Annotated in this window: 24 protein-coding genes; 18 read left to right on the top strand and 6 right to left on the bottom strand. The window is 34.5% G+C overall.

The annotated features are described in order from the left end of the window. The first annotated feature begins 27 nt into the window (after window positions 1-27). The 9 genes from FB551_RS23435 (at window position 28) to FB551_RS16885 (ending at window position 14335) form a co-directional block, all read left to right on the top strand. Window positions 28-2202 (top strand): hypothetical protein, encoded by a 2175-nt coding sequence (locus FB551_RS23435; protein ID WP_185150219.1) that lies wholly within the window; start codon window positions 28-30, stop codon window positions 2200-2202. Between the two features lie 7 nt (window positions 2203-2209). Next, window positions 2210-6034: a hypothetical protein gene (locus tag FB551_RS16920; RefSeq protein WP_142018333.1), complete on the top strand. Its 3825-nt coding sequence runs from the start codon at window positions 2210-2212 to the stop codon at window positions 6032-6034. Between the two features lie 71 nt (window positions 6035-6105). Continuing rightward, entirely contained in the window at window positions 6106-7983 is a 1878-nt protein-coding gene (locus tag FB551_RS16915; RefSeq protein WP_142018332.1) for a hypothetical protein, read from the top strand. After that, a complete protein-coding gene (locus FB551_RS16910; protein ID WP_142018331.1) occupies window positions 7980-8738 on the top strand; it encodes a hypothetical protein in 759 nt (252 codons plus the stop codon). Before FB551_RS16915 ends, FB551_RS16910 begins: the two co-directional genes overlap by 4 nt. A 488-nt stretch (window positions 8739-9226) precedes the next feature. Next, a complete protein-coding gene (locus FB551_RS16905; protein WP_142018330.1) occupies window positions 9227-11575 on the top strand; it encodes a M14 family metallopeptidase in 2349 nt (782 codons plus the stop codon). 124 nt (window positions 11576-11699) lie between these two features. Continuing rightward, the gene (locus tag FB551_RS16900) at window positions 11700-12620 is read left to right on the top strand and encodes a helix-turn-helix transcriptional regulator (protein WP_047427026.1); all 921 of its coding nucleotides are present in this window, start codon (window positions 11700-11702) and stop codon (window positions 12618-12620) included. A 53-nt stretch (window positions 12621-12673) separates the two neighbouring features. Then, window positions 12674-13291, top strand: coding sequence for a hypothetical protein (locus FB551_RS16895; protein WP_226798719.1), 618 nt, complete (start codon window positions 12674-12676; stop codon window positions 13289-13291). After that, window positions 13291-13902, top strand: coding sequence for an energy transducer TonB (locus FB551_RS16890; RefSeq protein ID WP_142018329.1), 612 nt, complete (start codon window positions 13291-13293; stop codon window positions 13900-13902). Before FB551_RS16895 ends, FB551_RS16890 begins: the two co-directional genes overlap by 1 nt. A gap of 1 nt (window position 13903) precedes the next feature. After that, the gene (locus FB551_RS16885) at window positions 13904-14335 is read left to right on the top strand and encodes a nucleoside deaminase (RefSeq protein ID WP_047427018.1); all 432 of its coding nucleotides are present in this window, start codon (window positions 13904-13906) and stop codon (window positions 14333-14335) included. Between the two features lie 108 nt (window positions 14336-14443). On the opposite strand, the gene FB551_RS16880 is transcribed toward FB551_RS16885, so the two are convergent. Both FB551_RS16880 and FB551_RS16875 read right to left on the bottom strand, forming a co-directional pair. Continuing rightward, complete coding sequence (locus FB551_RS16880; RefSeq protein WP_142018328.1) at window positions 14444-14974, bottom strand: GNAT family N-acetyltransferase; 531 nt, start codon at window positions 14972-14974, stop codon at window positions 14444-14446. Window positions 14975-15045: 71 nt separating this feature from the next. After that, a complete protein-coding gene (locus FB551_RS16875; protein ID WP_142018327.1) occupies window positions 15046-15804 on the bottom strand; it encodes a type III pantothenate kinase in 759 nt (252 codons plus the stop codon). Window positions 15805-15954: 150 nt separating this feature from the next. Between FB551_RS16875 and FB551_RS23345 the strand changes: the two genes are divergently transcribed. The 9 genes from FB551_RS23345 (at window position 15955) to FB551_RS16835 (ending at window position 22170) form a co-directional block, all read left to right on the top strand. Further along, the gene (locus FB551_RS23345; RefSeq protein ID WP_167497886.1) at window positions 15955-16110 is read left to right on the top strand and encodes a hypothetical protein; all 156 of its coding nucleotides are present in this window, start codon (window positions 15955-15957) and stop codon (window positions 16108-16110) included. 180 nt (window positions 16111-16290) lie between these two features. Next, window positions 16291-18180: a hypothetical protein gene (locus FB551_RS16870; RefSeq protein WP_142018326.1), complete on the top strand. Its 1890-nt coding sequence runs from the start codon at window positions 16291-16293 to the stop codon at window positions 18178-18180. A 436-nt stretch (window positions 18181-18616) separates the two neighbouring features. Next, the gene (locus FB551_RS16865; RefSeq protein ID WP_142018325.1) at window positions 18617-19051 is read left to right on the top strand and encodes a hypothetical protein; all 435 of its coding nucleotides are present in this window, start codon (window positions 18617-18619) and stop codon (window positions 19049-19051) included. Continuing rightward, window positions 19041-19556, top strand: coding sequence for a hypothetical protein (locus FB551_RS16860; protein ID WP_142018324.1), 516 nt, complete (start codon window positions 19041-19043; stop codon window positions 19554-19556). Before FB551_RS16865 ends, FB551_RS16860 begins: the two co-directional genes overlap by 11 nt. A 65-nt stretch (window positions 19557-19621) precedes the next feature. After that, a complete protein-coding gene (locus tag FB551_RS16855; RefSeq protein ID WP_142018323.1) occupies window positions 19622-20062 on the top strand; it encodes a hypothetical protein in 441 nt (146 codons plus the stop codon). An 18-nt stretch (window positions 20063-20080) separates the two neighbouring features. After that, window positions 20081-20548, top strand: a complete 468-nt coding sequence (locus FB551_RS16850; RefSeq protein ID WP_142018322.1) for a hypothetical protein — start codon at window positions 20081-20083, stop codon at window positions 20546-20548. A 130-nt stretch (window positions 20549-20678) separates the two neighbouring features. Further along, window positions 20679-21167: a hypothetical protein gene (locus tag FB551_RS16845; protein ID WP_142018321.1), complete on the top strand. Its 489-nt coding sequence runs from the start codon at window positions 20679-20681 to the stop codon at window positions 21165-21167. 6 nt (window positions 21168-21173) lie between these two features. After that, a complete protein-coding gene (locus FB551_RS16840) occupies window positions 21174-21551 on the top strand; it encodes a hypothetical protein (RefSeq protein ID WP_142018320.1) in 378 nt (125 codons plus the stop codon). Between the two features lie 16 nt (window positions 21552-21567). Then, window positions 21568-22170, top strand: coding sequence for a hypothetical protein (locus FB551_RS16835; protein WP_142018319.1), 603 nt, complete (start codon window positions 21568-21570; stop codon window positions 22168-22170). A 50-nt stretch (window positions 22171-22220) separates the two neighbouring features. Here the strand turns inward: FB551_RS16835 and FB551_RS16830 are convergent, their stop codons facing one another. From FB551_RS16830 to FB551_RS16815, 4 genes are all read right to left on the bottom strand, one after another. Continuing rightward, complete coding sequence (locus FB551_RS16830) at window positions 22221-24059, bottom strand: M1 family metallopeptidase (RefSeq protein WP_142018318.1); 1839 nt, start codon at window positions 24057-24059, stop codon at window positions 22221-22223. Between the two features lie 176 nt (window positions 24060-24235). Then, on the bottom strand, window positions 24236-24706 hold the full coding sequence (locus tag FB551_RS16825) for a DinB family protein (RefSeq protein ID WP_142018317.1): 471 nt from the start codon (window positions 24704-24706) through the stop codon (window positions 24236-24238). Between the two features lie 4 nt (window positions 24707-24710). Beyond that, complete coding sequence (locus tag FB551_RS16820; protein WP_167497885.1) at window positions 24711-25190, bottom strand: cysteine peptidase family C39 domain-containing protein; 480 nt, start codon at window positions 25188-25190, stop codon at window positions 24711-24713. Between the two features lie 46 nt (window positions 25191-25236). Next, window positions 25237-26928 (bottom strand): DUF6909 family protein, encoded by a 1692-nt coding sequence (locus FB551_RS16815; protein ID WP_142018315.1) that lies wholly within the window; start codon window positions 26926-26928, stop codon window positions 25237-25239. Window positions 26929-26971 lie beyond the last annotated feature (43 nt).

Genomic DNA, 26971 nt, shown 5'->3' with positions numbered 1-26971 from the left:
ATTGTTTAAACTTAAAACAAAACAAAAATGAAAACAAAACAAGAATTAAAAAAATACTTCGAAAACGGAGATATTCCGGTACAGGAAGAATTCTGGGAGTGGCATGATTCATATTGGCACAAAGATGAAAAGATTCCAGCAGACCAATTAGATTATGATCTGTCTAAAAAAGCAGATGTAAATGCATCCAATCTAAGCCCACAGAATGCTCAGCTTTGGAAAGAAAAAATTGAAACTCAAACAGCGATTCAGGCTCCGCAACTGAATGGAAATGTCTTAACTGTATTTTATACGGGTGAGAACGGTGTTCAGCAAAGCAAATCCGTAGATTTAAGCAGTTTGGTAACCCGTGATATCAGCATTGAAAACGCGGTATATGATGCCTCTCAAAATATTATTACCATAACCCAAAATGACGGATCTGCCTTTCACATCAATCTCTCGGAATTCAGTATCATTCCAACGACCAATGCTGATGGAAGCGTAACATTATCACAGGAAGGACAGGAAAAAATCACTGTAAAAAAAGTGGCTGTAACAGGCAGTTACAATGATCTTTCTGATAAACCGACTTTTAGCGGGAATGATAATCTACAAAATGTCATCGACAGAGGTAACGGAACAACCAAGCCCATTATTTTCCAGCCAAGCCAGGGCAGAGCAGGTGAAATAAACTTCAGCCCTACCACGTATTCCTTTTGGTTTGGAAATTTGAACACGGATCATACCGGAGCTTACGGACTGGGAATTGGTTATAATACATTATCAAAATTAACCACCGGAGCAAATAACGTAGCCCTTGGTTCTTATGCTTTAAATGAAACCACCACAGGAAGATGGAATACCGCAACGGGTGTTTCAAGTGGAACTAAACTTACAACGGGTAATTTTAATGCTTTTTTCGGAACGCAGGCGGGAACTGAAACAACAACAGGAAACGGAAATACGTACATTGGAGATGAAGCAGGGAACAAAAATATTACCGGAACCAATAACACTGCTCTTGGTCTTGGTGCCGCTTATTCCTTAACTAATGGAACTCAGAATACTTTCTTAGGTGCGTTTGCCGGAAATATTCATGGGAAAGCAACAGGATCCGGTGCATGGGGTTACAATACATTTATTGGATATAATGCCGCCTCCACCACGCATGCTATGGGTGTTTGGGGTGACAACAATGTCGTTATCGGCTGTAATGCCCCGTTAGGAGGTTCAACCTTCAACAAACTGGTGATTGAATCCAATCCGGTAGCAAGACGCCATGATTTTGTAACGCCTTTAATTGGTGGAGACTTTGCTGCAAGAACATTGGATTTTGATGCTGTGGTTTCTGCAAAAAGAACACCTTTAGCGGATAACACCTATACAAAAGTAGCGGTTTTGAATGCCGGTAATGTATTTGGATATAAAAACTTATCAGACTTTACTGATTTCATTTCATTAGCAGGAACCGGGACGGGAGCTCCAGTAACAGGTAATATCCAGTTTACAGATGAAGACCCGGAAGAGAGAATCATTTACAGAACTAATGAACTTGATGGTGTAAAAAGTGCACTCGGTTTATTTCCTGAGTCTGTAATGATGTTTTCAGGCAATTTAGATGGAACAAATGCCTCCAGTGTAGATGTAAGTAAAGAAAATGGTGTTTTCGCTTATGGACAGGGCTCACGTTTGATGCTGAGTGGTGTAGGTGCCGCTTTAAGACAGACAAACGGTGGAGGTGTAAAAGGAATTTTTGCAAGTCCGAACATAGATGAACCTGTGCTTATAGAGCATGAAACAACAGATGCCAGAGGATTAAGTTCTAAAACTTACTTCGGAGACCATGCACAGGAAAATGACTACATCCAGAAACAGTATGCCGATAAGCAACATTCTTACAGCACCAAAGAAGAGCTGACAGGCGGAAAGTGGATCAATGGCAAGCCTGTTTATAAGAAAACCTTATATCTGGATCAGATTCCAAGGACAGGTGAAATCGATTTAAGACCTGAATTCCCGGATCTTGAAACCATCATCTCCAACGAAATGTTTACAGAATGGGATGATCTTAAAGCGGCATTTGCAGGTAACCAATGGAGAACAAAAGCCTATATCACAATCGAAAGAGAAAGAGCCATTATAGAACTGTTGAATACATCTGATTATGATTACTCTGTTATCAACTCGTTTACTCTAACACTTGAATACACCAAAAAATAAAAACAAAATGCCAACAAACAATACATCAACAGCAAAGTCCGCATTTACTGTCGGAAAATCCTTAATAGGAGAAGGAATTATCAATTATAAAGAAACAAACCCTATGAATACAACCAATAACGCATCACAATCACTTTTCAGATTTGTAAGTCTGAGAAACCCGCAATTAACAGAAATTAAAGATAAAAACTTAGGATTTATCCACAGACCCAAGGGAGTAACCGGTATTTTTGATACTGCAGTTGCAGGAAGACCTGCCAAAACGTTAAAGTTTGCAGCCATGAAAAGAGTTGCCGGAGAGTTTAACAACGCTGGATTCGAAAGTGAAAAGAAAATTGAAGAAGGACCATTTAAAGATCTTCTTGTAATTGGAAGAAAGCTTTCTAAAAAAGAAACATTAGAGAGTGCCGACCTTGCTTTCGTTACAGACTATTACAAAAGCCTTGTTACTACCAACAGACAGCTAAACACAGAAGGAATTGCTATATTTTCCCAGCTTTGGAATAATTATATTCATCAAATCGTTACCCAGGGAGATTTCTATATTAAAGAAGCAATCAGCCACATCCTAATGGCTATTCAGGTTGGTTTTGCCAGCAATCAGGATCTTACGGATCAGGAAATCATCAAAATTAATGGCGAAAAACCATTGGAAAAAGCATTGGATGGGAAAATTATATTACCAGCCATCTTATTTTCAGAAGATATCGAAAGTATTTCCTCAGTGGCATCAAGAAGTGCTGAGGGTTCTGAACCGGCTTTGGCAGCAAGAACGATTCAAAGATTAGAATCTGAAGCAAGAGCTTCTTTTGTATCCAGTAAAGCGATCCACAGAAAAGAATCTTTGAGCAAACTGAATTCTGAACTGGAAAAACTTCAGAAAAAATTCCATAAGTCAAGACATCAGGCCTATCAGGATGCCTATTCAAGATATATGGAAGAAAACAAAGAGCGTTTAGAACTCTATGACAGAAAATTAGCCGAAGTAGACAGTAAAATTACTCCGGACATGTCTGAGGAAGAAAAAGAACGTCTTTACAGCACTTTAAAGGAATATGAAGTTACTCCGTTTGTATTTACGTACAAAAATGAAATCAATTTAGAAGATTTGCAGGCAAAGCTTTCTCCGGAATCTTTCGACCTATTTGTTGAACTTTTCGGTGAATCCACAGCTAGCTTAACTTCTGTGGCAGAAGATACAGACAGTCTTCAGATTCTTTCACATGACACGTTGAGAATGGGTGCTCAGACCATTGTTCTTGATGATGAGATAGAAAGCTATGCTGATGCTTTACTTGTTGTAAGAAACAATATCTCTTCTTCTATGGAGACCGCACTTCAAAACAGCCCTCTTCCAGAACAACAGTATGCCAATATCGGTGGTGCTTCAGTACCTCTTATTCAAAATACAGCCAGAACGCCGATGGCATACAGCTTATATGCGCATAGTGCTTACAGGGTATCTGGTAGCAGAGGATTTGTTAATTTTTCTTTCGAAGTTGAAGATGTTTCATGGAGCGTTGCCAATGTCAAGATTACTGCAACAACAGATGCTGCCGGAACTTTCGAAGAAAACTACAGCAATATTCCTGTGGTAGATAATAAGATTACTTTACCTGCAGCTTTGGTAGACAGATTCAGAACCAGCTTTAGTTTCAAAATAGAAATCATTTTTGATAACGGAAGCCAGGCCTATGGAGAGATTGCCACACAATATCTGAAAGAAGACTTAAACCTTACCGGAATGTTGACTTTGAAGCGTGCTGCCGTTGAAAACCCAGGGACACCTGAACCGGGTACAGTCCAAAAACGTAAAAATTTCGGGATCAAAAGATTGGGAGTAGCAGATTATATGAAAGTAGTGCAAAGCGTTCATGCTTACGTTCCTGGAGAGGTTTCCAATATTGAGAACGTTATGGCAAGCGAATTGAGACATAAATCTTCGGTTTCCAGAGAATATTCTGAAGTTACAGATACAACTTCCAAATCTCAGGAAACAGAGAAGATGTCAGACACTTCCAAAACTTCCAGAACAGATATGCAGACTGAAGTTGCTAAAGAAATTGAGAAGCAGCAAAGTATTTCTGCCTACACAAGATTCAGCTATGGAAATGACAGTGCTATGAAGTTTGAAATCGGAGCTGACTATGCCAATAATACGGCACAGCACGACAGCACAAGACAAGCTGTGATGAAATCTCAGGAAATCACGGAAAGAGCAATGGAAAGAGTTCTTACTAAAATTTCAGAAGAAAGAGTTCAGAAAATCATCAAAGAATATACAGAAACCAATGTTCATGAATATGACAACAGAGGAAAAGTAACCAATACTGATAATGCTGAAGCAGCACAGCCTAAGCACATTACCGGAGTTTACAGATGGATCGACAAGAAAATGAAAAACCAGATCTACAACTATGGTAAACGTACGATGTTTGAATTTATGGTTCCCGAACCTTCAAGATTACACCGTCTGGCTCTTACTGTTGCCAAAGCTCAGGTACTTAAAGCACCTGTAGATCCAAGAAAAGCGCCTGAACCATGGTTAATGGCAGATCCAAAATCTGCAACGATTGTACAGATCCAGCATTGGGCTCAGGAATACGGAGTAACTTTAGAAGCATTCCCGGAAGCAACCAAACAGGTTATTCATACAGCTTCCAGCGTTCCTCAGACAAATGACGATTTTGGAATTGATCATACACAGTTTACCATCCCGGACAACTATGCCGGAAAAAATGCAAGCTTTGCCTGCAGATCAACAAGAAACAGAGGTGGCGGATGGTCAGGATCCCGTTACTCTGAAGTCCTCTTCTCAAATTTAAAAGGAGATATGATTGGCCGTTCTGAACGTGGTGGAGATCTTAATTTTGACGACGGATCATCTGGCTTCAATATCACTGGTAATGTAACTTTCCAGGTGAAAGGACACAACGTAAGAAGTTATACCATCAAAGTAGTGGTAAACTGTGAGCTGAGCGATGCATTTATCAATAAGTGGAAAACAGACAGTTTTAACGATATTATTAAAGCCTATGAAGCTGCTTATGCCAAATTCCAGGAAGATCAGGCAAGATTGGATGCTGAACAGAAAGAAAAAGAGGCTCAGCTTAAAGAAAGACAGGATACTTTCTATCGTTATATGGAACATGATGTCTTAAAGCACAACTGTATTGCTTATCTATTACAGGATTACCTTTATACATTAGGACAGGAAACAACCAATGGCGCTGATGAGAAAACAACCATGGATAATTTCCAGGTGTACCTGAATGAAAATCTGGACAGATATACCGCTCTTGCCAAGTTTATGGAACAGGCATTTGAATGGGAAATCATGGATTACACCTTCTACCCATACTATTGGGCTAACCGTAAGAGCTGGCAGGAATTCTACATCAGCGAAAGTATGGATCCATTGTTCAGAAGCTTCTTACAGGCAGGTATGGCAAGAATTATTGTTACCGTAAAACCAGGTTTCGAAGCAGCCGTTCAGTTCTTCCTTGAAACAGGAATAATCTGGAATGGTGGTTCTGTTCCGGTAATCGGAGACCCAATGTATATGAGTATTGTGGACGAAATGAGACAGCCTACCGGAGAACCTCAAGGTAAATATTGGATCACCAGAATCCCTACTACCTTAACGATCCTTCAGGATAAATCTACAGGACTTCCGGTAAATCAGCCATTACCGATTTTCCCGGAAAATGCACCTGAGAATTGTGAAAACCCTTCAGAACTGGAGTTTGAAACAAGTTTCAGATTGGATGAAGATGCCCAATTGTCACATAGTGACGGAGCTACTACATTGCCTACAACAATTGTCGGATAGAATTACCTTAATGGCGGTGTGAAATATCACCGCTATTTTTTTACAATTTTTAATTTCAAAAAACTTAAGAAATGAAAAATATAGATATTAGAAACCTTGCGAAGATTGGAGTGGCTGATGTGGATGTTTATAAGGCTAATCATAGGAAATTTAGTGCCACATCTCCCAAATTATTAATGTTTTTTAGATCTTCAGATCAGGCGAAGGGCCTTCCTAAAGATTCGTCTGGTAAAAACAACGATATGAAATATAATCAATCATTTGGTTTTGATATGTTTTGCCAGCATCTATATGGTAATAATACTGATGTCTACAAAAATGGGTATTATGAAAAAAAGGTTGTTGGCGGAAAAACAGTTGACGACAAATCAAGAGAAAAAATTGTAGGAAAACTTGAGTCTTTTTATGAAAAAGATCCTAATCTAACATATGAATTAAAAGACCCAAAAGCTCCGCCAGTATCTTACTTTATTGATGAGACATACACATTATCAAAAAGGAACAAAAAAATGACAGATATCAGTTATTATATTCCTAATGTACTTATTAAGCCAGGTCAACAAGTCGTATTGTCTGCCAAATTTTTCGACACAGATAATGCTTCAAAATTAGGAGCTATTGTTTCATTCAAATTATCTAATAATAAAGGTATTGAAACTTTTACCCCCACTCTTACATTTAATAATAATGAGGATGTTTTAGATTTTATTATCAAAACTAAGGCTAGCGAATTTATTGCTGACAAAACAACAGTAACAGCTTTTATCAATGATGGCACAGGGAAAGAATTGGAAATAGGCAAAATAAATCTATTACCTAATCAATTATTAAAAGCAAAATCCTTCTTTATTGATGTTTTTTATAATACTACTACTCCAACTGCTCCCTTCAATGGTATAACAATGATAAATGATTTAAATATGAAAGCTTTAAATCAATCGTCTGTAGAATTAATTTCCGGAGGAGCAAATAAAACAATGTTTATTAAAGCTAATGATCAAGAACTTGTAGATGGAAAATATGACGGGCAGCCAATTTCCAATATCTTGACAAATAAGGGAGCTGGAAAGCCATATGAACTCAATGATTTAAATAAAGCTTTAAGAATAATAACGTCCAGATTCTATGAAGAAATAATTAATGAAATTATAATAAATACTGAAACAGAATTAAAAAATCTCGATGTAAATGACGGAACTGCTACAAGAAAGCTAATTGACCCATCCTCCTCACTAAAGGGAACATTAGATGACCTGGATATTACAAAGCCTTTCAATTCAGGAGGTAGTGTTATGAAAAGATATGATTTTATTAAAGATCGATTATATGGTTATTTACATTATGAATTTAAAATAAATTATCTTTTTGCATTTATATGCCATAATATCGAAACGAAGGTAACTACAACTTCAACAGCAACTACTTCAACTACTTCCCGTGACGAAGCAATGGCTTTTCTCGATGCAAAAGAAATCATTATTCCAAGTAATGCTATTGGAAAAACAATGACTTTAGCTCATGAAATTGCACACTGCTTCGGTGTAAGGCATACTTTTGATATTCCAGGAAGCAGTCCACAAATAGGCGATCTGAAACTCCCTCAGCAAAAAACCCTTGAAAATATTATGGATTACCCTAAGAATGGTGATTCTGATAGAAGGTCTTTTATTAAATACCAATGGGATAAAATAAGAGAGAGTGTTTCTTCACATGTGAATACAGTTGCAGAACTTAACTTTGAGCAACATACTGACAGAAACCAATCCGGCCTCATCGATTTTACAAAAGAAACAGGTTATATATGGGATTATAGCAGAAATTTAATGGATTTTCTTATGAGAGCAATGGAAAAAAAATATAATGGAGATTATTCAGAAATTAAAAATTCTAGTGATAAAATTTTGACTATTTTTGCTAATGAAATTACCAAAACTTTAAATAAATTATGAAAACTCTATTTAAATTTATATTTTTTATATTTATTCCATTACAATTTTCAGCTCAAGACGCTTTACAATATGATTTTAAAAAACAGGTAAATTATGTTTTTCAAGGTTCTCTATATGAGGCTTTCCAAGAAGCTGTAACCAATTATAATAGTAATTCCAAAGAATATATTCAGTCTGATATTCTGCCTTTAAAGTTTGCAACTCAGCATAAAGAAAGTAAAAATAAAAACTACACAATAAAAATTGAAGATTTTCCCAATCAATATAATATAAAATTCAAATTTGATCAATATGAGAACAGCAAGGAAAACTGTTTGAATTTTTTAGAAATTGATACAAATAAGTTATTTATACAATCACAAAAAGATAATTCAGGAGTTAAGTATATTAATACATATTTAAACTCTTTTATGCTAAGTAGTAGTTGTGATAATGATAACACAAAAACATGGATTTCAAAAAGTTTCCTATGCAAAACCCATGTGATATCTAATGAATATATTGATATTAACAAAGATTTCAAAATAATCAACATATTGTATTACAATACTTTATCACTAACATCTAACAGCGCTAAAAATAAGTTTGAAATTACTATTTATGAGAAAGTTGATAGGCAAATGAATCTTTTAATGAGAAAAACCATTATAAAAGGGAATAAGGAAGATGCAATTGATTATTTAAAACGCTATAATATTAATTACAATAGTATTAATGATAAGGAATTTCAGGAACAGGATTTCAAAAAAATTTAAAACTGATTTCTTATAGTAATACTTAAAAAAATTTTGCAGAAATAATGTATAGATGTTACATTTAGAAACTATACAAAAAGTAGAATACTTTAATATATAAGCCACAGCAATGCTGTGGCTTATATTTTTAAAACTGTCACATTCTTGCTATCTTCATCACATGCAAAAAATGGGAGCCAATTAAATGCATGAAAGTGTTGAAAATAAAAGAAAGCGAGTTAATATATAATCGTTTTTATCTCATGCTAACAATAGCAGGATAAAAAATAAAACACGTCAAGTTTTGTCGTTTTCCCAGCCTACTTTTGAAGCATAAGTCAAGACACAAAAAAACAATCATAAATTTTTGAATAACCTTTGAATTCAGCATTCACAACATGCTGAACAGCCACAACTATGTCTGAGAATCTAAAGCTTGAAATATAGTCAGCTTTAAAAACTGAACTATCTGATATTAACCTATTTAATACAAAAATCACCACTTTATTATGAAAACAAAAGAAGACTTAAAACTATACTTCGAAAATGGAGACCAACCCACGCAAGAGCATTTCTGGTCCTGGCTGGATTCCTACTGGCACAAAAATGAACTGATTCCCTTAAACCAAATTCAGAATAACGAGCAAATTATTCAGCAAACCAGTAGTTTCAATGATTATATGAATCCAGCCTTGGAAGTTGGAGCCCTGGCAATTTCCGGATCTGTTGGGTTTCCCACGGGTTCAACTATAAGAGGTAGAACAGATGCTTTTTTAGATACCATCTATGCGAATCATATCGAACTTATGGGTGATATGTTATTGCAAACTATTTTCTACTATACCGATGCAAATGTTTTTATTTCAAAACAGGATATAAACGCAAAAACATTTACTCCAACCATTCCTGCAACCGCAAAGAAATGGAAAGTTTCCGTGCATCATATTGACAAAACGCAAGCAGTTACTCAGTCAGAATTAAATGCAATTAAGATTAATTGCTACTCATCTAAATCACTCACATTTAATGATATTGTAGAAAATGCAAAAGCATCTATAAAAGTCATATCAGAATACAATGATTTAGAAATTAATTTAGGAGAAAATATTCCTACAGAAATCGGCAGAATAGCCGTAAATAATGGTTTTAATTCTACCTCTGATACAGGGATAAGAACAGCTTTAATTCCTGTAGTTTCTGGCAAATATTTAATTAATCAGAAATCAGGATATAAAATTTCCCGTGTTATTTTTTATAAGGATGGAATATTCGCCAACCAGAATGTTACAACCAATGACTTTTCAGTAGATAATGCGACCTCTAATCAGGTGAGACTCGTTTTTGAAAAGAATAGTCCAACAGACATCGTTACCGAGCAAGATCGTCTCGATTTCACCTATATTTTGAAGAATATCAGTGTTAGTAAGTATGATCAGTTATTAAATGAAAGTAAAAAAAGCAAACCTCTTCCATCTACGATTTATACAATAAATGAACAGGTTGCCATCCTAAATACGAATGACACTGACATCAATTTTGATTTAACCAATCGTAAGATCATAATTTCCGGGGGAGCAATCATTGATACAGGCAACACACTTGTAGGAAGAATCAGTCTGCCCACTTCAACCGTGGGTATAGATATGCCTTCCTCAATAACAGCTGGCGTGGTACTGTATAATAAAACAAACAATACAATCATTATTCAAAATCAAACATCGGCTCCGTTACTCAGTCATTTGGTTTTGTTTACTTACCGATATAGCGGTGCTTTCACTAGTTTTTACGTCACCGGCCTGAAAAATTATTCTGTAAACGGAGTTCCTGTATCTCAAAAGGATACCCGGCAAATGAATAAATTTGTAGTCGATAACTTTGGAATTAAGTATTGGAGTGCTCCGGTTTATCCTGCTTTCAATCCTTTGACCCTTACATCAGATGTCCTTTATTCAATGTATGATCGTGTAATAACACCTTTCTCAAAAAATGTCACAAAAACAATTATAGGGCAAACAGAAGGGTCAACACCTTATGATATTTTACGAATTGATATCTCATTTAACAGAAAAACACCACCAACACAAAGACGCAGAAAGCCTCGTATAGTTGTAAGCGGAGGTACCCATGGGGGTGAAAAGTTGAGTGTTTACACTACCTACTTATTTTTTAAACTCTTGCTTGAAAATCCCAATAAAGATGAGATGATAGACGTCTTACGTACGAATTATGATTGGACATTGATTCCATTAGTTAATCCATATGCATTGAATGTTGGAAATGTGGGTGGAACAGAATCGGTAAGATGGAATCATAACGGCGTGGATATTAACAGAAACTTTGATTATCGTTGGGCAGAATATGCAGACGGCGGCCCTGGCTCTCAATCATATAAAGGCACTTCTCCCTTCAGCGAAAGAGAATCACAACTGGTGAGGGATACTTTTAATGCTATCAAAACAGACACCGTATTATTTATCGACTGTCACAATTTTGGGTCAGGAGTAAATATTGATTATCGGGCTGCCTGGTTTGCCTCATCATTTAATACTGTTCAGAATGCCATCTATTCATTATGCGACAGATTAGATGCTGAAATGAGGAAACGATATAGTTATTTAGCCGATAAAGATTTGCTTGTTTTTTCAGATATTGATGGCAGCTCTCCGATGTCTCAGGCCTGGATGGGGAATCAGCAGATAGTAGCAATGACAATGGAAACTGATCAGAATGATTTCTACAATCCAACAGACCCAACATCTTTTAACAGTAATGTCATTACAAGAAGCATAGAAACCTACGTCAATACATTCTACTCTATGGGTAAATTTGCTGTTGATTTTTATAACAGCAGATTATAAATAATTCTTCATAAAGTTTCTACAAAAATTAAAACACGACACGTTTTGTCGCATTAACCGCATATATTTGTCTTATAAAACTTTACCATGAAACGCAGCGTTGCTGCACCCTAAAAATAGAGAAATGAAGAAAGATTTTTATCTGACAAGATATGCCTTAATAATTAAAAGATTAGAAAGTTCTCCGGCTACCTATTCACAGCTGGAGGACTATCTTTTAAACTCTTTTGAATTCCAGGATGCAGGAATCAAGAGCTACTCTATCCGTACTCTGCAAAGGGATATCCGGGAGATTTCCGATCTTTTTAACCTTTCTATCCACAACAAAAAAAAGGGTGACAACCGATATTATATTGAAAGCCGTCCCATTATGGAAGTGGATGAATACAATCAAAAACTTCTTGAGTCCTTCCAGGTAAGCAATGCCCTGAATCTTCACCCTGATTTTTCAGATTTTATCTTTTTTGAAAGCAGAAAACCTACCGGTGTAGAACATTTTTATGACCTGTTCTTCGCGATCAGAAATAAAAGAGTTGTAAGTTTTGAACACTACAATTACAAAAACAAACTGATGACCTCTAGGAAAGTTCACCCTTTGGCTTTAAAAGAATCTAAAGACCGATGGTATCTTATTGCCATTGATACAAAGGATAAAGTGTTAAAATCATTTGGGCTGGACAGGATCAACTATCTGGATGTAGCCAAAAATCAGTTTCGGGAAAAGTACAAATACAACTTCAGAGAGCATTTCAAAAATGCATTCGGGGTGATGAACCTGACAGAACAGAATCCACAGAATATTGTTCTGAAATGCAGCCGCCATCAGGGAGAATATATCAGAAGTTTTCCTCTTCATCAATCCCAGAAAGAAACCAAAGAAACGCCGGAAGAGATCTATTTTGAGTTCTTCCTCCACCCTACTTATGATTTTATGCAGGAGATTCTTTCTTACGGAAAAGAGGTCACCGTTCTGGAACCGAAAGGTTTAGTTGATGACATTCGCAATCATTTGCAGGAATCTTTGAACCGTTATCTTGAAAGCTGATTATAAAGAAAGTATTTCATATTTTTTGTTATATTTACATAAATATACCCTTATTGAAAACTTTATTCATCGGCATCAGTTGCTTTATCTCTTCCTTTTTTCTTGCCCAGCAGAAAGAAGAGTTCAGACTTGTAAAGAGCTACTATAACCAGCACAGAAATATGCTGAATAAAGAGTTCAAAAAGAAATTCGATGCAGAATCCAACACAGTAAAAAAAGCTGCTATAAAAGGAGATTTTCTTTTTTTTATGAAGAAAATGGACAGCATTGAAAATAATGCTCTGATTGGAGCTTTATTAAAAGTAAGGAACCTTGAAGATTTACAGGCCATCAAAAGTCCCAGATTGACCTCATCTGAAAAATTTTCGGATGCTGAAAAAATTGCAGATTATCCCGGTGGAGTTAATTCTTTGAGACAGGAAGTAGCCAATCTGCTGTATGTTGAAGGAGTATATTCTGAAGAAAAAATGATAAAAACCGATGTTGCCTTTATTGTGGAAAAAGATGGAACTGTCAGTAATGTTCATGCACAAGGAAATAATTTCACCTTCAACAGGCAGGCAGAAATAGCATTATATTCTCTGGCTGAAAAATTTTCTCCGGCAATGCTGAAAGGTGATCCTACGATTTATCGTTTTAAACTTCCTTTAACTTTAACCATAACCGAATAATGAAAAAGCATTTCAGCCTGTTTCTATTTTTTGTACTTAATTTTTATTTCTCGCAGCAGACAGAAGGTCTGAGAATTATTAAGGCAAAATACGATATCCAGATTCAGAATATAGAAAATAGTTATACAGATGCCCTTTCTAAAGCTCTCTCAAGAAAACGTGTTAATAAAATTACTTCGATAAAGGACAAAGAGATAAATGCTATTAAATTTCTAAGAAATAATGAATATCTGGAAGAACTTGTAAAAATTAAAGAAACTTATAGACTTTCACACTCCTCTTCCAGTTCTTCATCTGGCGACAGTGAGAAAATTGAAAATAGTACTGGTCCCAAACATCCCAAAGGATCAGATTTTTTCAAAAAAGAGATTTCTGACAATTTTTTTTCGGATGCTATTAAGGGTAGGAATAGAATTGAGTGCAGGGTATATTTTACTGTAGAAAAGGACGGGAGCCTCACTTCAGTAAAAACTTCTGGCGATAACGAAAATTTCAACAGACAGGCTGAACTTGCTGTATTACTGACTCAAGAGAAATGGGAACCTGCAATAAGAAACGGGCAACCAGAAAGAGCTTATATGTCTTTTCCTGTTGCATTAAATTTTGATTAATATGTTTACCGACGAATATTACATGAAAATGGCGCTGCAGGAAGCAGAAGCCGCTTTAGAAAAAGATGAAGTTCCTATTGGATGTATTGTGGTTTCAAACAACAGAATTATTGCAAGAGCCCACAATCTCACCGAAACACTGAACGACGTTACCGCCCATGCAGAAATGCAGGCTATCACCTCCGCGGCCAACTTCCTGGGAGGAAAATACCTTAAAGACTGCACCCTTTATGTAACCATGGAACCATGTGTGATGTGCTCAGGCGCACTTTCCTGGTCTCAAATCTCGAAAGTAGTGATTGGAGCACGGGATGAACAAAGAGGTTTTATCAATAAACACCTTTCTCTGCATCCGAAAACAGAAATTATAACGGGGATTATGGAGACAGAATGCTCTTCTATTGTTAAAGACTTTTTTAAGAGTAAAAGATAATTTCAGCCTTTAGAAAAATTTACCAGCAAATTCACTGATAATAGTATAGAAAAGCCAGAGGATATTGAATATTCCCTGGCTTTTTGTTTTATAAAAGTACTATTCTTTCTAATCAGTTTTCAAAATACAATACCTCACAATATCAAAATATTCACCATCCTTCTTCATCTCCTGTTTTAATATCGCCTCCTGCTCCATTCCTATCTTCTCCATAATTCTCCCGGATGCCGGGTTGTGAAGGAAATGGGTAGCAAAAATTTTGTTAAACTTCATTTCATTAAGGCCAAAATTTACGATTGCTTCCGCAGCTTCAGTAACGTACCCCTTGTTCCAATAAGGAATTCCTATCCAGTAGCCGAGTTCGGCCTTGTCATCATCCCTGTCATGCAGTCCGATAGCTCCTATAATTTGATCTTCTTTATTCCGGATCGCAAACGTGTATCCGGCATTGTTATCAAAAGCTTCTTTTGACATTTTAACCCAGGATCTGGCATCATTTTCCACGTATGGATAAGGAATATTGGAAGTAAGATCAGAAAAAATTCTATGCTGAAGATATTCAACAATAAAAGGAATATCTCTTTCTTCCAGCTGCGAAAGCACCAATCTTTCGGTTTCTATTACAGGAAACTTGTTCATTATACTAAAATTAGGGTTGAGGTCATGATGAAGATATTTATCCGGATTCAATCTGACTCTTACTCTTTAATTTATAAATCTTTACCCAGGAAATAAAGACCTTTCAGGGTGTGAAGCCTGTCCATCACATGAATCTTATCCGTAAGAGGCTTGTAAACATGGGAAACCCCTCCTGTTGCCACTACAAAACAATCGTCATTCACTTCCTCATTGATACGGGTTACAAAACCTTCTACCATCCCAAGAAAGCCATATACCATACCGCTCTGCATGCAGGTTACCGTATCCAGTCCCAAAACAGATTTTGGCTTCTTCAGTTCTATATCCGGAAGTTGTGCGGTCTGGTTAATCAGTGAATTCAGAGACGTCACAATTCCCGGAGCAATAATTACCCCTAAAGTTTCTCCTGTTTCAGCGACACAGCTTGCGGTAAGGGCTGTTCCGAAATCTATGACAATCTTCTTTCTGTTCGGGTACAAATTGTGTGCAGCCACCAGGTTTGCATAGATATCGGTTCCCATCTGCTTGGATTTTGCCTGTACTCCGGAAGGAGTATTTCTGTCAACAATCACTGGAGTTGTTCCGTGGATTTTTTTGATCCCGGAGCTCATGACTTTGGTAAGCTGAGGTACTACGGATCCTATAATTACCCTATCAATCTCTTTGGGATCAATTTTATAGGTTTGATAGAGCATCAGCATCTGTACATAAAGTTCATCTGCCGTTCTGTAAGGCTTTGTATTAATTACCCACGAAATATCACAATTATCCCCATTGAAAAGACCAAATCTGATATTGCTGTTTCCTACGTTTATTACAATTGAATTCATTGACATATTTTTCAGAAGAAATTCATTAGATCTACTTGAAATTCCCGCTTGATTTTGAGGCATTAAATTTAATAATTTTTCTAAAAACAACCTGCCAATCTCCCATAAATTACAATGATCTTAATAATATCATTTGTAGAATTCTCCTGAATGCAAAACAAAGCTGTTTGTAAGCTGCATGATTCCTCCGGAAGTTACAAACAACAGTATTTTAGTCTTCCAGAGGTGTCCGGAGATTTAAAACTAGCTGCGGGAGATTTAAGCAGATATCCGAAAGATTCCTGCAAGCTGTCGGAAACCACATGAGTTCTCCAAAAGTATCTCACAGGTCTGTTTGTAACAAAACGAGGTAACATTAATTACTATGAGACACTTTGCTATCCACTGCATTCCTAAGGGTTTAAAAATATTTAAAAAAAATGTATTGTTAATTGATTAAAAAAAATTATTCTTGTAATAAGAATTTAAAAACACAAAATTACACAAATGAAAAAAATTAATTTGCTTATCCTAATGGCAATCATGTCCATTATATTCAGCTGTAGAACTGAACTCACCAATGAAACGGACACCAACATTACTCAATCAGATTTCAGAAAAACTATTAAACTAAAAGAAGCCTTAGCCTTCAAAACGTATATTACCGGGATAAAAAACGGTCCTCCACATACACATGGTAAAAAAGAGGATTGTTTCTCTTCTTTACCTGATGATGCCACAGTAACAGTAATTACACAACATAATGTAACTTCTTATAGTACCGTCATCAGAAACTTGGACAGATCATCAGATGTTTTAGTGTATAGTATTGATAATGAAAATAAAAGTATAGGCTTTATCGCAAAATATAAACCTGCAGACCTAACAAAAAACTATCAGATTGATAATTTTACAGGTACGGTAGAATATACGACACTGGATGGCAGACCCATGGGAACCAAAGAACTCTCCAATGGCGCACCACTCCCCGATAAAGCAACAGCAGCAAAAACATTTGCGAATAAGATCGATTGCTCATTAAGCATCAGGCTTATTGAGGTAGAGTGTAACGGGGAACATCACACACCCTCTGAATACTCACAATGTACCGCAAGTGAAAAACCTTATTACGTTGTAGAAATTACAGAGGTTTGCCCAAGTGGCGGACAACCTCCAAAAGGATTTCCCAATATGGGAATGTATGATGGTGGTGACAGCAGTGGAAATAGTGGAACCACAACTAATGAAATGTCTATCCAGGATAGCTTTAATTATATGCTGAACGAAGCTGGATTTTCAGAACTTTCCGCAGAAGAATATACTTATATTCAAAATAATCAATATATTGGAGGACAATTGCTTTCTTATTTTTATAATAATTTATATGGGAATAAGGATAAGATATTACATGGTGCCATTCAATATCTAATTCAAAATATAAATTCAAATGAAACATTTATTATTAAGTGGAAAAATTTTGAACCTATGTTAACCTTTGCAGACAAATTTTTACAGGAAAATTCAGACACTTTGAATGCAGAACAAATTTTTATCAGGCAAAAAGATTTAAATGATGCTATAATTCAAAATTCTAATTTATTATTAGATATTCCATGCAGTGAATTGGATAATTGGCAAACAGTAGCTCAACATAATGTTCCTCAATCAGTAAAGGATAAATTACAAAATATAAAAAATCAAACCAGCTGGTGGAGTAATTGGCAAATTACCAATTTAGACGACGGTGCCAGTACTAAAATAAATATGGATTTATTTCCAATACAGATTAATTCACTACCGAATAAACCAAATAGTACTCAAAAATATACTCCTGAAGAATTTTTTAATTTCTTTAGACTTAACTTAAATTTATTTGCAGAAAAATTCACTCCGATTGTTGACAGCTATTATGGTATTAATGATACCACTTTATGGAACTCATCAAATCCTTTAGGTTCACTTATTCATATTGAAATTCCAATTAACGATGGTACAGTGATTTGTAGTGGCTTCGGTCCTAAAGCATGGGTATTTTCAACAATAAAAGCTCCCATGAGCATAGGTTATGATGGCATTCATCCTGTTTCAGGAAACAGATTGTTTGGATATTATGTCAATCCAAACGATAATTCAATGTATATATTTACGAGGGGTGTTGACAGAGTGTCTCAAATAGCAACAAGTACACCTAACCTTGCCAACTATTTAATTGAGAGTTCTGCTTTTTTTGGAGCTGACCAATTATGGAAAGGTATGCAAGATAAACTGTCAAAATATATAAATGATAGAAATGGAAATGCTAATAAACTTCCTGAGAAAACATATAGACCAGATTATACAAAAATCAAAAACTACTTGAAAGGGAAAGCCCCTTTAAGTTCTTTAGGCTGTCATTAATAAATATCTATGAAAATATTAAATAATATATTAAAAATTATACTTATTATGTATTTTGGAATTATAGCTAAAAACTTGATGCAATTAATTCTAGGATATTTATTTAATTCTGAGAGTGACATAAAACTATACAAATTATATAACTTACAAGAAAGTAATTATTCTTATAATTTTTTACTTCAATTAATCTTCATTTACGATTTTTTATTTTTACCGATTATATTTTATTTACCATTATATTTAATATTATATTTAATCATTACAAGGTTTGGTAATAAATTTTGGTTACACATATTTTATCCTGTAACAATATATTTATTGACAATTCATTTTTTAGGTAAAAGTCATTTTAATTATTTATTTATTTTCATAACAATTTTAATTGGATTACTAAATTGGTACTCGTTTAAAAAATGGATTAAAGTAACTTAAAATAATGTTTAAAAAATTATTTATAATTATTACCATATTTTCGGTTTGGCAATCATTATTTTGTCAAACTATAGAAAATAATTGTCCTAAAAACTTAACATATTTTGCTTCTACAATTCCTATTGATGGAGACAAATGGTATGCTCCTATTAAATATAATATTCAAAATGGTATAATTGATTTAAAGATTATACATAAAGAAAAAGAAGAGCTATTTATTCGATTCAAAATAATTGAAAACTTAATTTGCGATTTTAAAAATATGAACAATTGTAATCTAAAATATAAAGTTTTGACTTATGATGAGGAAACTGACTTGTACGAACAAAGAATATCCGAAATAGAATTCAAGTTTTTTGATGGAAAAGGTAAAATTTATATTAAGCATCCAAATTTTACTCAAATCGTCAGTGATGCAACATCAATAAATGAAAATTAATAGTATACTGCATTGCAGCAAGATGAAATGTATATACAGATTTAAGCAAGGTGTAATAATCACAACACTTATGAGTTGTTTTGGTGATAAAAAAGAAGAAGAAAACATCATAAGTCTACCAGACTATAAGCCTAAATTGGAGGAAGCAATCGGAAAATATTATTTTATTCCTATTAAAGATGAATTCTATAATAGGGATGATTATAAATATTTTAATTTGAAGAAAGGAGACACTTTATTTCTAGAGATAAAAAAAGACTCTACCTATTCATTTAATAAATTTTATTTTAATCAAGGAGAATCTGTTACTAATTTAACTGGAAAATTAATAATTGACAAAACAGGTGTAAGCCTTTCTCCAAGCTCTGATGTTAAAAATGCAACTATCTATTTATTAGGATTTAAAAAGTCCAAAAAATTAGGACTCCATTATTATTACGGTATTAATAGCCCAACCGACCCAACAGAATTTGAATACTATATCACGTATAAAAAAGTGAAGTAATCTTATATACCCTACAACTCCTTTGCAATGACTTTATTTGACGATGAATCAATAAATAAATTTATATGAAAAAATTAGCGATAACAATTACAGGATGCTTTATGATCTCATGTACCGTTAATAAACTAGGATTTAAAGAAGAGTTGACAGTACAAAATTTCAAAGATAGAACTTTACAAAAATGTCTATTGAAAGGTTATCAGAATAAAGACCTCGTAAATAAAATATATGATATAGATAAGACACTCTATGACCCTGTTGCAATAGCCTTATTTGATGATGAGATAGATTCTTTTTTGACCCCTAAAATAAATAAAATGAAAGAAGATTCAATGGAATCAATCGGTAAGGTCTCTGAAGCAAAAGCAGGGAAAATTGTATTTGGAAATTGCTTGTATGTTTATAAAAGTAAAGAACTGGATAAGTTTGCTACTAAGTATATTAATAAATATAAGAAGGTCAAAGATTTAGATTTGTTAATTCTTTCAAAAAACCCATCTTTTTAATTAGTAAAGATAATAGAAATGAATAATCTAAAATTAATCATACCTATCGTTTCCTTTTTACTAATTTGTTCATGTTCAATCAATGAAAGACCACAATTCAGCTATCGAAGTGATAGAAAACACAAAGGCAATGAAAAGGATTTTTATACCAAAAGATTTAAGGATGCTGTCTTTTATAAATGTCTACAACATGGATATGGAAAGGATATTAATTTTAAAATTGGAAAATTAATGGCAGAGAAAGATTTATTTACTCCTTCTGATGAACCTTTTATTACAGAAGATACAATACAAAATAGTTTAGCAAAGCAAATAATCTCTAATCTTCCTCCTGTATACATGCTTCATGAAAACGAGAATGAAATAAAGGGTAAAAATTTTATTATTTCTACCTGTTTAAGCTTTTATGAGAGTAAAGAACTTAATAAAATAGTTCAAAAGTATTATAAAAGAAAGGTAAAAGAAAACAAGAAACTAGAATATTAGAAATTAGTAAACTTGTATCGATATTAAATTATTGCTTTTGACCATTAGTAATCTCAGGGAGCAAATCATCATTTCTACACTTTTGGAATAACATTTTGTTTTTCTCTTAACACAAACCAAATATAATCACATGGACAGAAGCAATAAGTTTTTAAAATTAATATTTGTAAGTGTTTCAATGATGACAATTGTAGATTGTTCTAATGATAAAAAAAATAGTGAGAAAGAAAATATTTATGATTTAAAACCTAATAGATTCTCTCTTAGTCAGTCTTCTGGAAAATATTTTTTTATTCCTAGTATTAATGATAATGATTATCCTAACTTTAAAACCTTTGGTTTAAAAAAGGGAGATTCTATAATATTAGAGATTAAGGCTGACTCTACTTTTATTTTTAACCATTTTTATCATGATAAATTGATTAGAGTAGATAATTATCATGGGAAAATTGTAAAAAATTTGGATGAACTTGATAAAGTATTTATTCCTTTTCCAGAAAATTCCACTAATTTACAAGGGTTTGTTCAATCTAAGAAAGATATATATTTTTATAATCATCTCAATATTGAAAATTATAGTAACTACGAATACAGACTATTTTTGAAAAAAATGAAGTAGTTTCACATGCACAGAAACAATAAACTTTTAAAATTTTTATTCATAGGTTTAGTAATTACGGTACTTATGAGTTGTTTTGGTGATAAAAAAGAAGAAGAAAACATCATAAGTCTACCAGACTATAAGCCTAAATTGGAGGAAGTAATCGGAAAATATTATTTTATTCCTATTAAAGATGAATTCTATAATAGGGATGATTATAAATATTTTAATTTGAATAAAGGAGACGCTTCTAGAGATAAAAAAGACTCTACCTATTCATTTAATAAATTTTATTTTAATCAAGGAGAATCTGTCACTAATTTAACTGGAAAATTAATAATTGACAAAACAGGTATAAGACTTTCTCCGGAACAAATCACTATATTTAATAACACAATATAATTATTCTGACTATATCATGAAAAAACTGATCCTCGGCACTTTACTATGTCTCAGCGTCTCCATTTTTGCACAATCCGGCAATTCAATGGCAGGCATTTTACAAAAAATAAAAAGTCAGTCAAAAATTGATACTCAGGATAAGATGGTGTATGATCTGATGGATGAGTTTTATCAAAAAAATCTTCAGGCCGACAATGATGAAATGACTCCCGAGTTTACCCACAAATTTCAAAAAGCAGTTTCTGATCCAGGTACCAAAAATATGCATCTGCTTTATCTTTTTCTGATGTATCAGCAGCATATCAGCCAGGCAGTGGCAGAAGGGAAAAACCCCAATCCTGTGTTTCAGATAGAAACGATGCATCTTCTGGAAAGTGAAACAAAAGAAGTATATGGAAAGCTCCCGGCAATTATTTACATTTTTAAAGCAGAGGCCTTAGAGAGCGGCTCAAAAAAAGAAGAAGCAAAAATTACGGTTGCCAACGGTTTAAAAGAATATCCGGATTCTGTTCCTTTAAAGGTCTACAGTTATTTAAATACAAAAGATGAAACTTTGAGGCAGGATCTTACCCAAAATCATCCCAATCACTGGATGGTACAGCAATTTGGAATAAAATAAAAAAAATCCACAGATGAGTCTGTGGATTTTTTCTTTGTATAGGTCTATTGTTATTTCACTTCAACAAAATTATTTTCCATATTCACATCTGCAATTCTCTGGCTGAAATCAATTCCCAGAACCGATAATTGAGATTTTGTATAAGGAATGGTAAGCGTATATTCTTTCTGTGTCCAAGGCCAGTAAGGCATTGTTTTAAACTCACCATACGCATCCTTTTCTTTCCATGTATGCGTCATATTCATTGGAATCTGATACGTAACAATCTTCTTATCAGTTGTCATTACGCCAAAATCAATCGGCATTGGAACCTGGCCATTGTTGACTAAGGTAATGGTAGTAGATTTTGCATCGTATTTTACATCTTTAATTCCGTAATCGATCGTCTTTGTGGTATTGATCCAATAGTTATGAAACCATTTCAGATCCATCCCGGAAACTCTCTGTGCAATATGAAGGAAGTCCCTGTCTGAAGGATGTTTCATACTCCACTGATCATAATATTGTTTTAAGGTTTCTGCAAGGTTCTGCTCTCCCATAATGTATCCAAGCTGTACCAGATACAACTCACCTTTTACATAAGATGCATAAGTATAAGCAGTACCGTTATCATGATGGTCTCCTAACCAAACGGCAGGTTCTTCAATTCCTTTTTTAACAAAGTTTCTGTAGGCATCTAATCTTTCAACAAAAGGATTTGGTAAATCTTCAGGAAATAACTGATACATGGTGTATCCTTCCGCATAGCTTGTAAAACCTTCATCCATCCACGGACGTACAGATTCGTTAGTGGCAAGCATCTGCTGATACCATGAGTGAGATCCTTCATGAGCCATTAATCCCATTAAATCTTTAACACTTTTAGCTTCTCCTAAAATCATGGTACACATCCCATATTCCATTCCGCCATCTCCTCCCTGGATAAATGCATAGGTAGGATATACATATTTTCCGAAGTGAGCATTCATGATCTGGAAGTATTTCGTAATATAAGGCTGAGATTCACCCCACGCTTTCGTTTTATCATTTTTCTGATACACCAGGTATACTTTCGGACCTTGCGGAACATTGAAGCTTTCTACAGAATAATCTCTGTCTGCACTCCATGCAAAATCAAGAATATTTTTTGCCGTCCATTTCCAGATTGCCTTTTTATCTTTTTCTGTTTTTATTTTTGCATTGGCATCATAGCCTTTTACTTCTGAAGGGTTCTCCAGAATACCTCCTGCTCCTACCACATAATCTTTATTGATTTTAATGGTAACATCAAAATCGGAGAATGGCGCATGGAATTCTCTTCCCAGATAATCAAAAGTAGCCCAGCCATCATAATCATATTCAGCAATTTTCGGATACCATTGGGTCATAGTCATGTCTACACCTTCTCTGTTGTTTCTTCCGCTTCTTCTGATCTGCTGAGGGATTACAGAATCCCAATCCATTGTAAAAGTAGTGGTAGAATTTGGCTTGATAGGCTCTGCCAGATATACTTTCATAATGGTTTCCTGAACCTCAAATTTCAGGTCTTTTCCATTTTGTTTAATCCAGTGGATATTCTGCGCACCTTCCTGATCTTTTGGAATGGAAGCAAGTCTTGAAACACCGTCTTTCTGAAGTCTTCCGTCACCATTTTTTCCCTGTGAAGCCACTCTTTGGTCCATCATAGAATTAGGTTTGAAGGCATTCCAGTATAAGTGGAAATAAACCACATTCAGCTCATCCGGCGAATTATTGGTGTATTCTAAAGTCTGTTTTCCCTGATAGGTAAATTTTTCAGCATTAACATCAATATCCATCTTATACTTTGCAGCCTGCTGATAATAAGCTCCTTGCTGAGCCTGAAATTGTGAAATGATAAACGCAAAAATGATTGCAGCCGATTTTCTCATTTAAAATTTTATTTTTTCTAAAGGTAGGTAATTTAACTAAGAACCTCAAATAGGAGTTATTCTGAGGTTTTATTCTGTTTGCTATGGTTTTAGATGGATTTTAATTCGGGTTGTTAAATTCTTTTTAAACCTTATTTGTGATCCTTGCCAAGGTTTAAAACCTTAACAAGGATATTTTATCGGCTTTTCAAGAGTTTCTTGATTAAAGTAATCTGTCCCAGGTGATAGTAGCTGTGCTCAATCATTCCGTCTATATTTCTTCGGTAGGTTCCATATTTTTCATCCACAAAAACCTCATCAAGTCTGGAATCCGGCATCTGTTCCAATAAGGTTGCAAATTTTTCAGAATCTACCCAAAGCTTACCCAGCAAGTCTTCCCATTGCTTCTGTGATTCTATGGGAGGAAGATCAAAACTGAATTTATCCTTTATTTCAAGATCTCCTCCTTCAAAGACATTGACAATGCCTGCAATATAATAATCGATGTGAAAAGTGAGCATTGCAATGGTATTTAAAGAATCAATCTTTGTCATAGCCTGTTCCCAGGTCACATCTGAAAGCTGGTCTTTAAAATTGGTATTGGCAATCCAGAGGCCATCCAGCAAAACTTCTCTGAATCTTTTTGATAATTGTAAGATTTGGCTCATAATTTTATTTATTAATTTCTAAAATATAACCAGTTTTTTCACCAATATATTGAGGATCCTCCCACAAATTACAAAACTCATCCTTATCATAAACCTTTAAGGTGTCTCCTGGATCTGCTACATAAACTTTTGAATTTTCTATCCTATAAACTACTACGAAGTGTTTGGATTTCCAATAAGCAATACATGGTAAATTAACATTTTTACTCAGATTTAGAAAATCAACCTTTAGTCCTGTAGGTTTAAATCCCAGCGCTTCTGAGGCATCAGATAATTCAAGCATAGTTGTTCCATTACTATTGACATGAGTCATTTCACCTAAGTACTTTTCTGAATAGATTTTTCCATAATACTCAAAAATCATTTTTAAGCAAGCCGGACCACAGTTATTTTCATTCGTTTGCTGGTAAAAAGGAAAATTTTGTTCTTCTTTTACGTTACAACTTGACACAAAAAAAATCATGAGCATAAAAGATACGCTCATGAAATTATTTCTTAATTTATAAAGAAAAGTCATCTTAAAAATGTAATTATTTTTTAGTCGAAGCTTCTTTCTTTCCGCTTCTTAAAATCTTCTCAAGGATTCTTAAAGTAATCAGATACGTTGGCTTTACTCCTGTAAGGCCTAAGCCTCCTGAAGATAGTGTACTTCCTGTTTCCAGCGGGTTATCCGATGCATAATAAGCATACATTACAAACAGATCCGGTGAAATGTGATGTCTGATTTTAGATGCCACCTGAATGGCTTTCTGGTAGTGAGCTCCTTCCATTTCAAGTCCAATGGCTTTCCATGAAGTATTCATAAAGTAGGAAAGGATATCTTTATTCTGGAGAGAGGTTCCCAACACCGTAATCATTGGACCTTCAAATGCTTTTAATTCATCATCTTTAAAATCTTCCAGCTTTAACGCATTTTCAAAAGGATAATTATCTGCTGTTCCTTCAAAAATATGAGAAGTAGGAATCATAATATCTCCTTTCTCTCCGGTAAGAATACCTGCTTTACCCATGATGGAAACAGACTTCACATGCATCATATAGACTTCTCCTTTATGTTCGAAAGGTCGAAGTAATTCATCCATTACTTCAAAAGCCTGCTCTCCGAATGCGTAGTCAAAAACCATTACCACATCATCTCCTCCGAACTTACAGTCTGCAAATGGGGTATTCTTCAGGTCTGTTTTGCTGAGGTCTATGATCTGTACATCAATATTACTTCCACTCTTGTCTGCAATATGAATCATCCCTTCATCCAGAGCATATTTTAAAACTTTGTCACGAAGTTCTTTTTTGTTGGAGATCTCTTCGTATAGTTTATAGTCGATCTCATGGTGCTGTTTCTTTTTAAGAGCATTATTGGCATACAGCATATTTTTCACGGAGTGCATATTGGCAGAAATAATGTGCAAAGGTCTCATATGAAGATCATTTTCAAATAAAACCTCTTTCACTTTATTCGCCCATTTCTCCCCGAAATAGTGGTGTCCCACTCTCTCTTTTAATATAGAACTGAAATGAATTTCTCTTTCTCTGCTTCCTTTTGCATCATCAAGACTTACTTTTCCTAAGTTGTAAATGATTTTGAACAGACGGTCAGGGTTATGGTCATCACCAAAAGTATTATAGGCTCTTAAAGTCTCATCAAAAGATCTTCCTATTAAAGAAGAAAGATGAATAAGTGCCACTTCTTTTTCTTTTCTGCTGTATTTTTTTTCACCCTTTACCACTTCTTCAATAATTTTGAAGGCACGTGTCGGCTTCCAGTTTTCATCCTGGATAAATGCCAGATTACGGATTTTGTCAGCTTCTATAAAAAGGAAGGTAAGGTGGGTAAGAATGTCATAAATTTCGGAACGGCCCAAAAGAACCTCAATATTCATCTGGTGTTCGTCTATTCTATAACAGTTTCTTCTTCTTTTCTTAGGAACAATAGGTTCGAAACTTCCTTTGTCAAACCCTTCATCAGATGTAAGATGAATAAAAGCACATTCTTCAATTCCTTCCGGAAGTCTGTCTAGTACATACATCAAACCGTCCAGTTCCAATTTACTTGGAATATTCATGGTTCCGTAAATTTCCGGATTGATGGTCTTTAACAAACTTCTGATACTCTCTCCTGAAACTCCACCTGGCTTGAAAAATCCTCTATAAAATAAATGTCTCATAGAGATGTATAGTCTTTCAATAGCCTCTGTTGTTTCTCTTGCTCTAGAATTTGTCATAAAATAAATTTCACACAAATATACAAAATCTTTGCCCACTTTA

The sequence above is a fragment of the Chryseobacterium aquifrigidense genome (assembly GCF_006716485.1).
Lineage (GTDB): Bacteria > Bacteroidota > Bacteroidia > Flavobacteriales > Weeksellaceae > Chryseobacterium > Chryseobacterium vietnamense.
The sequence above is the reverse complement of the archived record's forward strand: the minus strand, read 5'-3'. Positions and strand labels throughout refer to the sequence as shown.

Coding starts and splice junctions, on each gene's coding strand:
- FB551_RS23435 (WP_185150219.1), top strand. CDS start 28: ATGAAAACAAAACAAGAATTAAAAAAATACTTCGAAAACGGAGATATT.
- FB551_RS16920 (WP_142018333.1), top strand. CDS start 2,210: ATGCCAACAAACAATACATCAACAGCAAAGTCCGCATTTACTGTCGGA.
- FB551_RS16915 (WP_142018332.1), top strand. CDS start 6,106: ATGAAAAATATAGATATTAGAAACCTTGCGAAGATTGGAGTGGCTGAT.
- FB551_RS16910 (WP_142018331.1), top strand. CDS start 7,980: ATGAAAACTCTATTTAAATTTATATTTTTTATATTTATTCCATTACAA.
- FB551_RS16905 (WP_142018330.1), top strand. CDS start 9,227: ATGAAAACAAAAGAAGACTTAAAACTATACTTCGAAAATGGAGACCAA.
- FB551_RS16900 (WP_047427026.1), top strand. CDS start 11,700: ATGAAGAAAGATTTTTATCTGACAAGATATGCCTTAATAATTAAAAGA.
- FB551_RS16890 (WP_142018329.1), top strand. CDS start 13,291: ATGAAAAAGCATTTCAGCCTGTTTCTATTTTTTGTACTTAATTTTTAT.
- FB551_RS16885 (WP_047427018.1), top strand. CDS start 13,904: ATGTTTACCGACGAATATTACATGAAAATGGCGCTGCAGGAAGCAGAA.
- FB551_RS16880 (WP_142018328.1), bottom strand. CDS start 14,974: ATGAACAAGTTTCCTGTAATAGAAACCGAAAGATTGGTGCTTTCGCAG.
- FB551_RS16875 (WP_142018327.1), bottom strand. CDS start 15,804: ATGAATTCAATTGTAATAAACGTAGGAAACAGCAATATCAGATTTGGT.
- FB551_RS23345 (WP_167497886.1), top strand. CDS start 15,955: ATGCAAAACAAAGCTGTTTGTAAGCTGCATGATTCCTCCGGAAGTTAC.
- FB551_RS16870 (WP_142018326.1), top strand. CDS start 16,291: ATGAAAAAAATTAATTTGCTTATCCTAATGGCAATCATGTCCATTATA.
- FB551_RS16865 (WP_142018325.1), top strand. CDS start 18,617: ATGTTTAAAAAATTATTTATAATTATTACCATATTTTCGGTTTGGCAA.
- FB551_RS16860 (WP_142018324.1), top strand. CDS start 19,041: ATGAAAATTAATAGTATACTGCATTGCAGCAAGATGAAATGTATATAC.
- FB551_RS16855 (WP_142018323.1), top strand. CDS start 19,622: ATGAAAAAATTAGCGATAACAATTACAGGATGCTTTATGATCTCATGT.
- FB551_RS16850 (WP_142018322.1), top strand. CDS start 20,081: ATGAATAATCTAAAATTAATCATACCTATCGTTTCCTTTTTACTAATT.
- FB551_RS16845 (WP_142018321.1), top strand. CDS start 20,679: ATGGACAGAAGCAATAAGTTTTTAAAATTAATATTTGTAAGTGTTTCA.
- FB551_RS16840 (WP_142018320.1), top strand. CDS start 21,174: ATGCACAGAAACAATAAACTTTTAAAATTTTTATTCATAGGTTTAGTA.
- FB551_RS16835 (WP_142018319.1), top strand. CDS start 21,568: ATGAAAAAACTGATCCTCGGCACTTTACTATGTCTCAGCGTCTCCATT.
- FB551_RS16830 (WP_142018318.1), bottom strand. CDS start 24,059: ATGAGAAAATCGGCTGCAATCATTTTTGCGTTTATCATTTCACAATTT.
- FB551_RS16825 (WP_142018317.1), bottom strand. CDS start 24,706: ATGAGCCAAATCTTACAATTATCAAAAAGATTCAGAGAAGTTTTGCTG.
- FB551_RS16820 (WP_167497885.1), bottom strand. CDS start 25,190: ATGAGCGTATCTTTTATGCTCATGATTTTTTTTGTGTCAAGTTGTAAC.
- FB551_RS16815 (WP_142018315.1), bottom strand. CDS start 26,928: ATGACAAATTCTAGAGCAAGAGAAACAACAGAGGCTATTGAAAGACTA.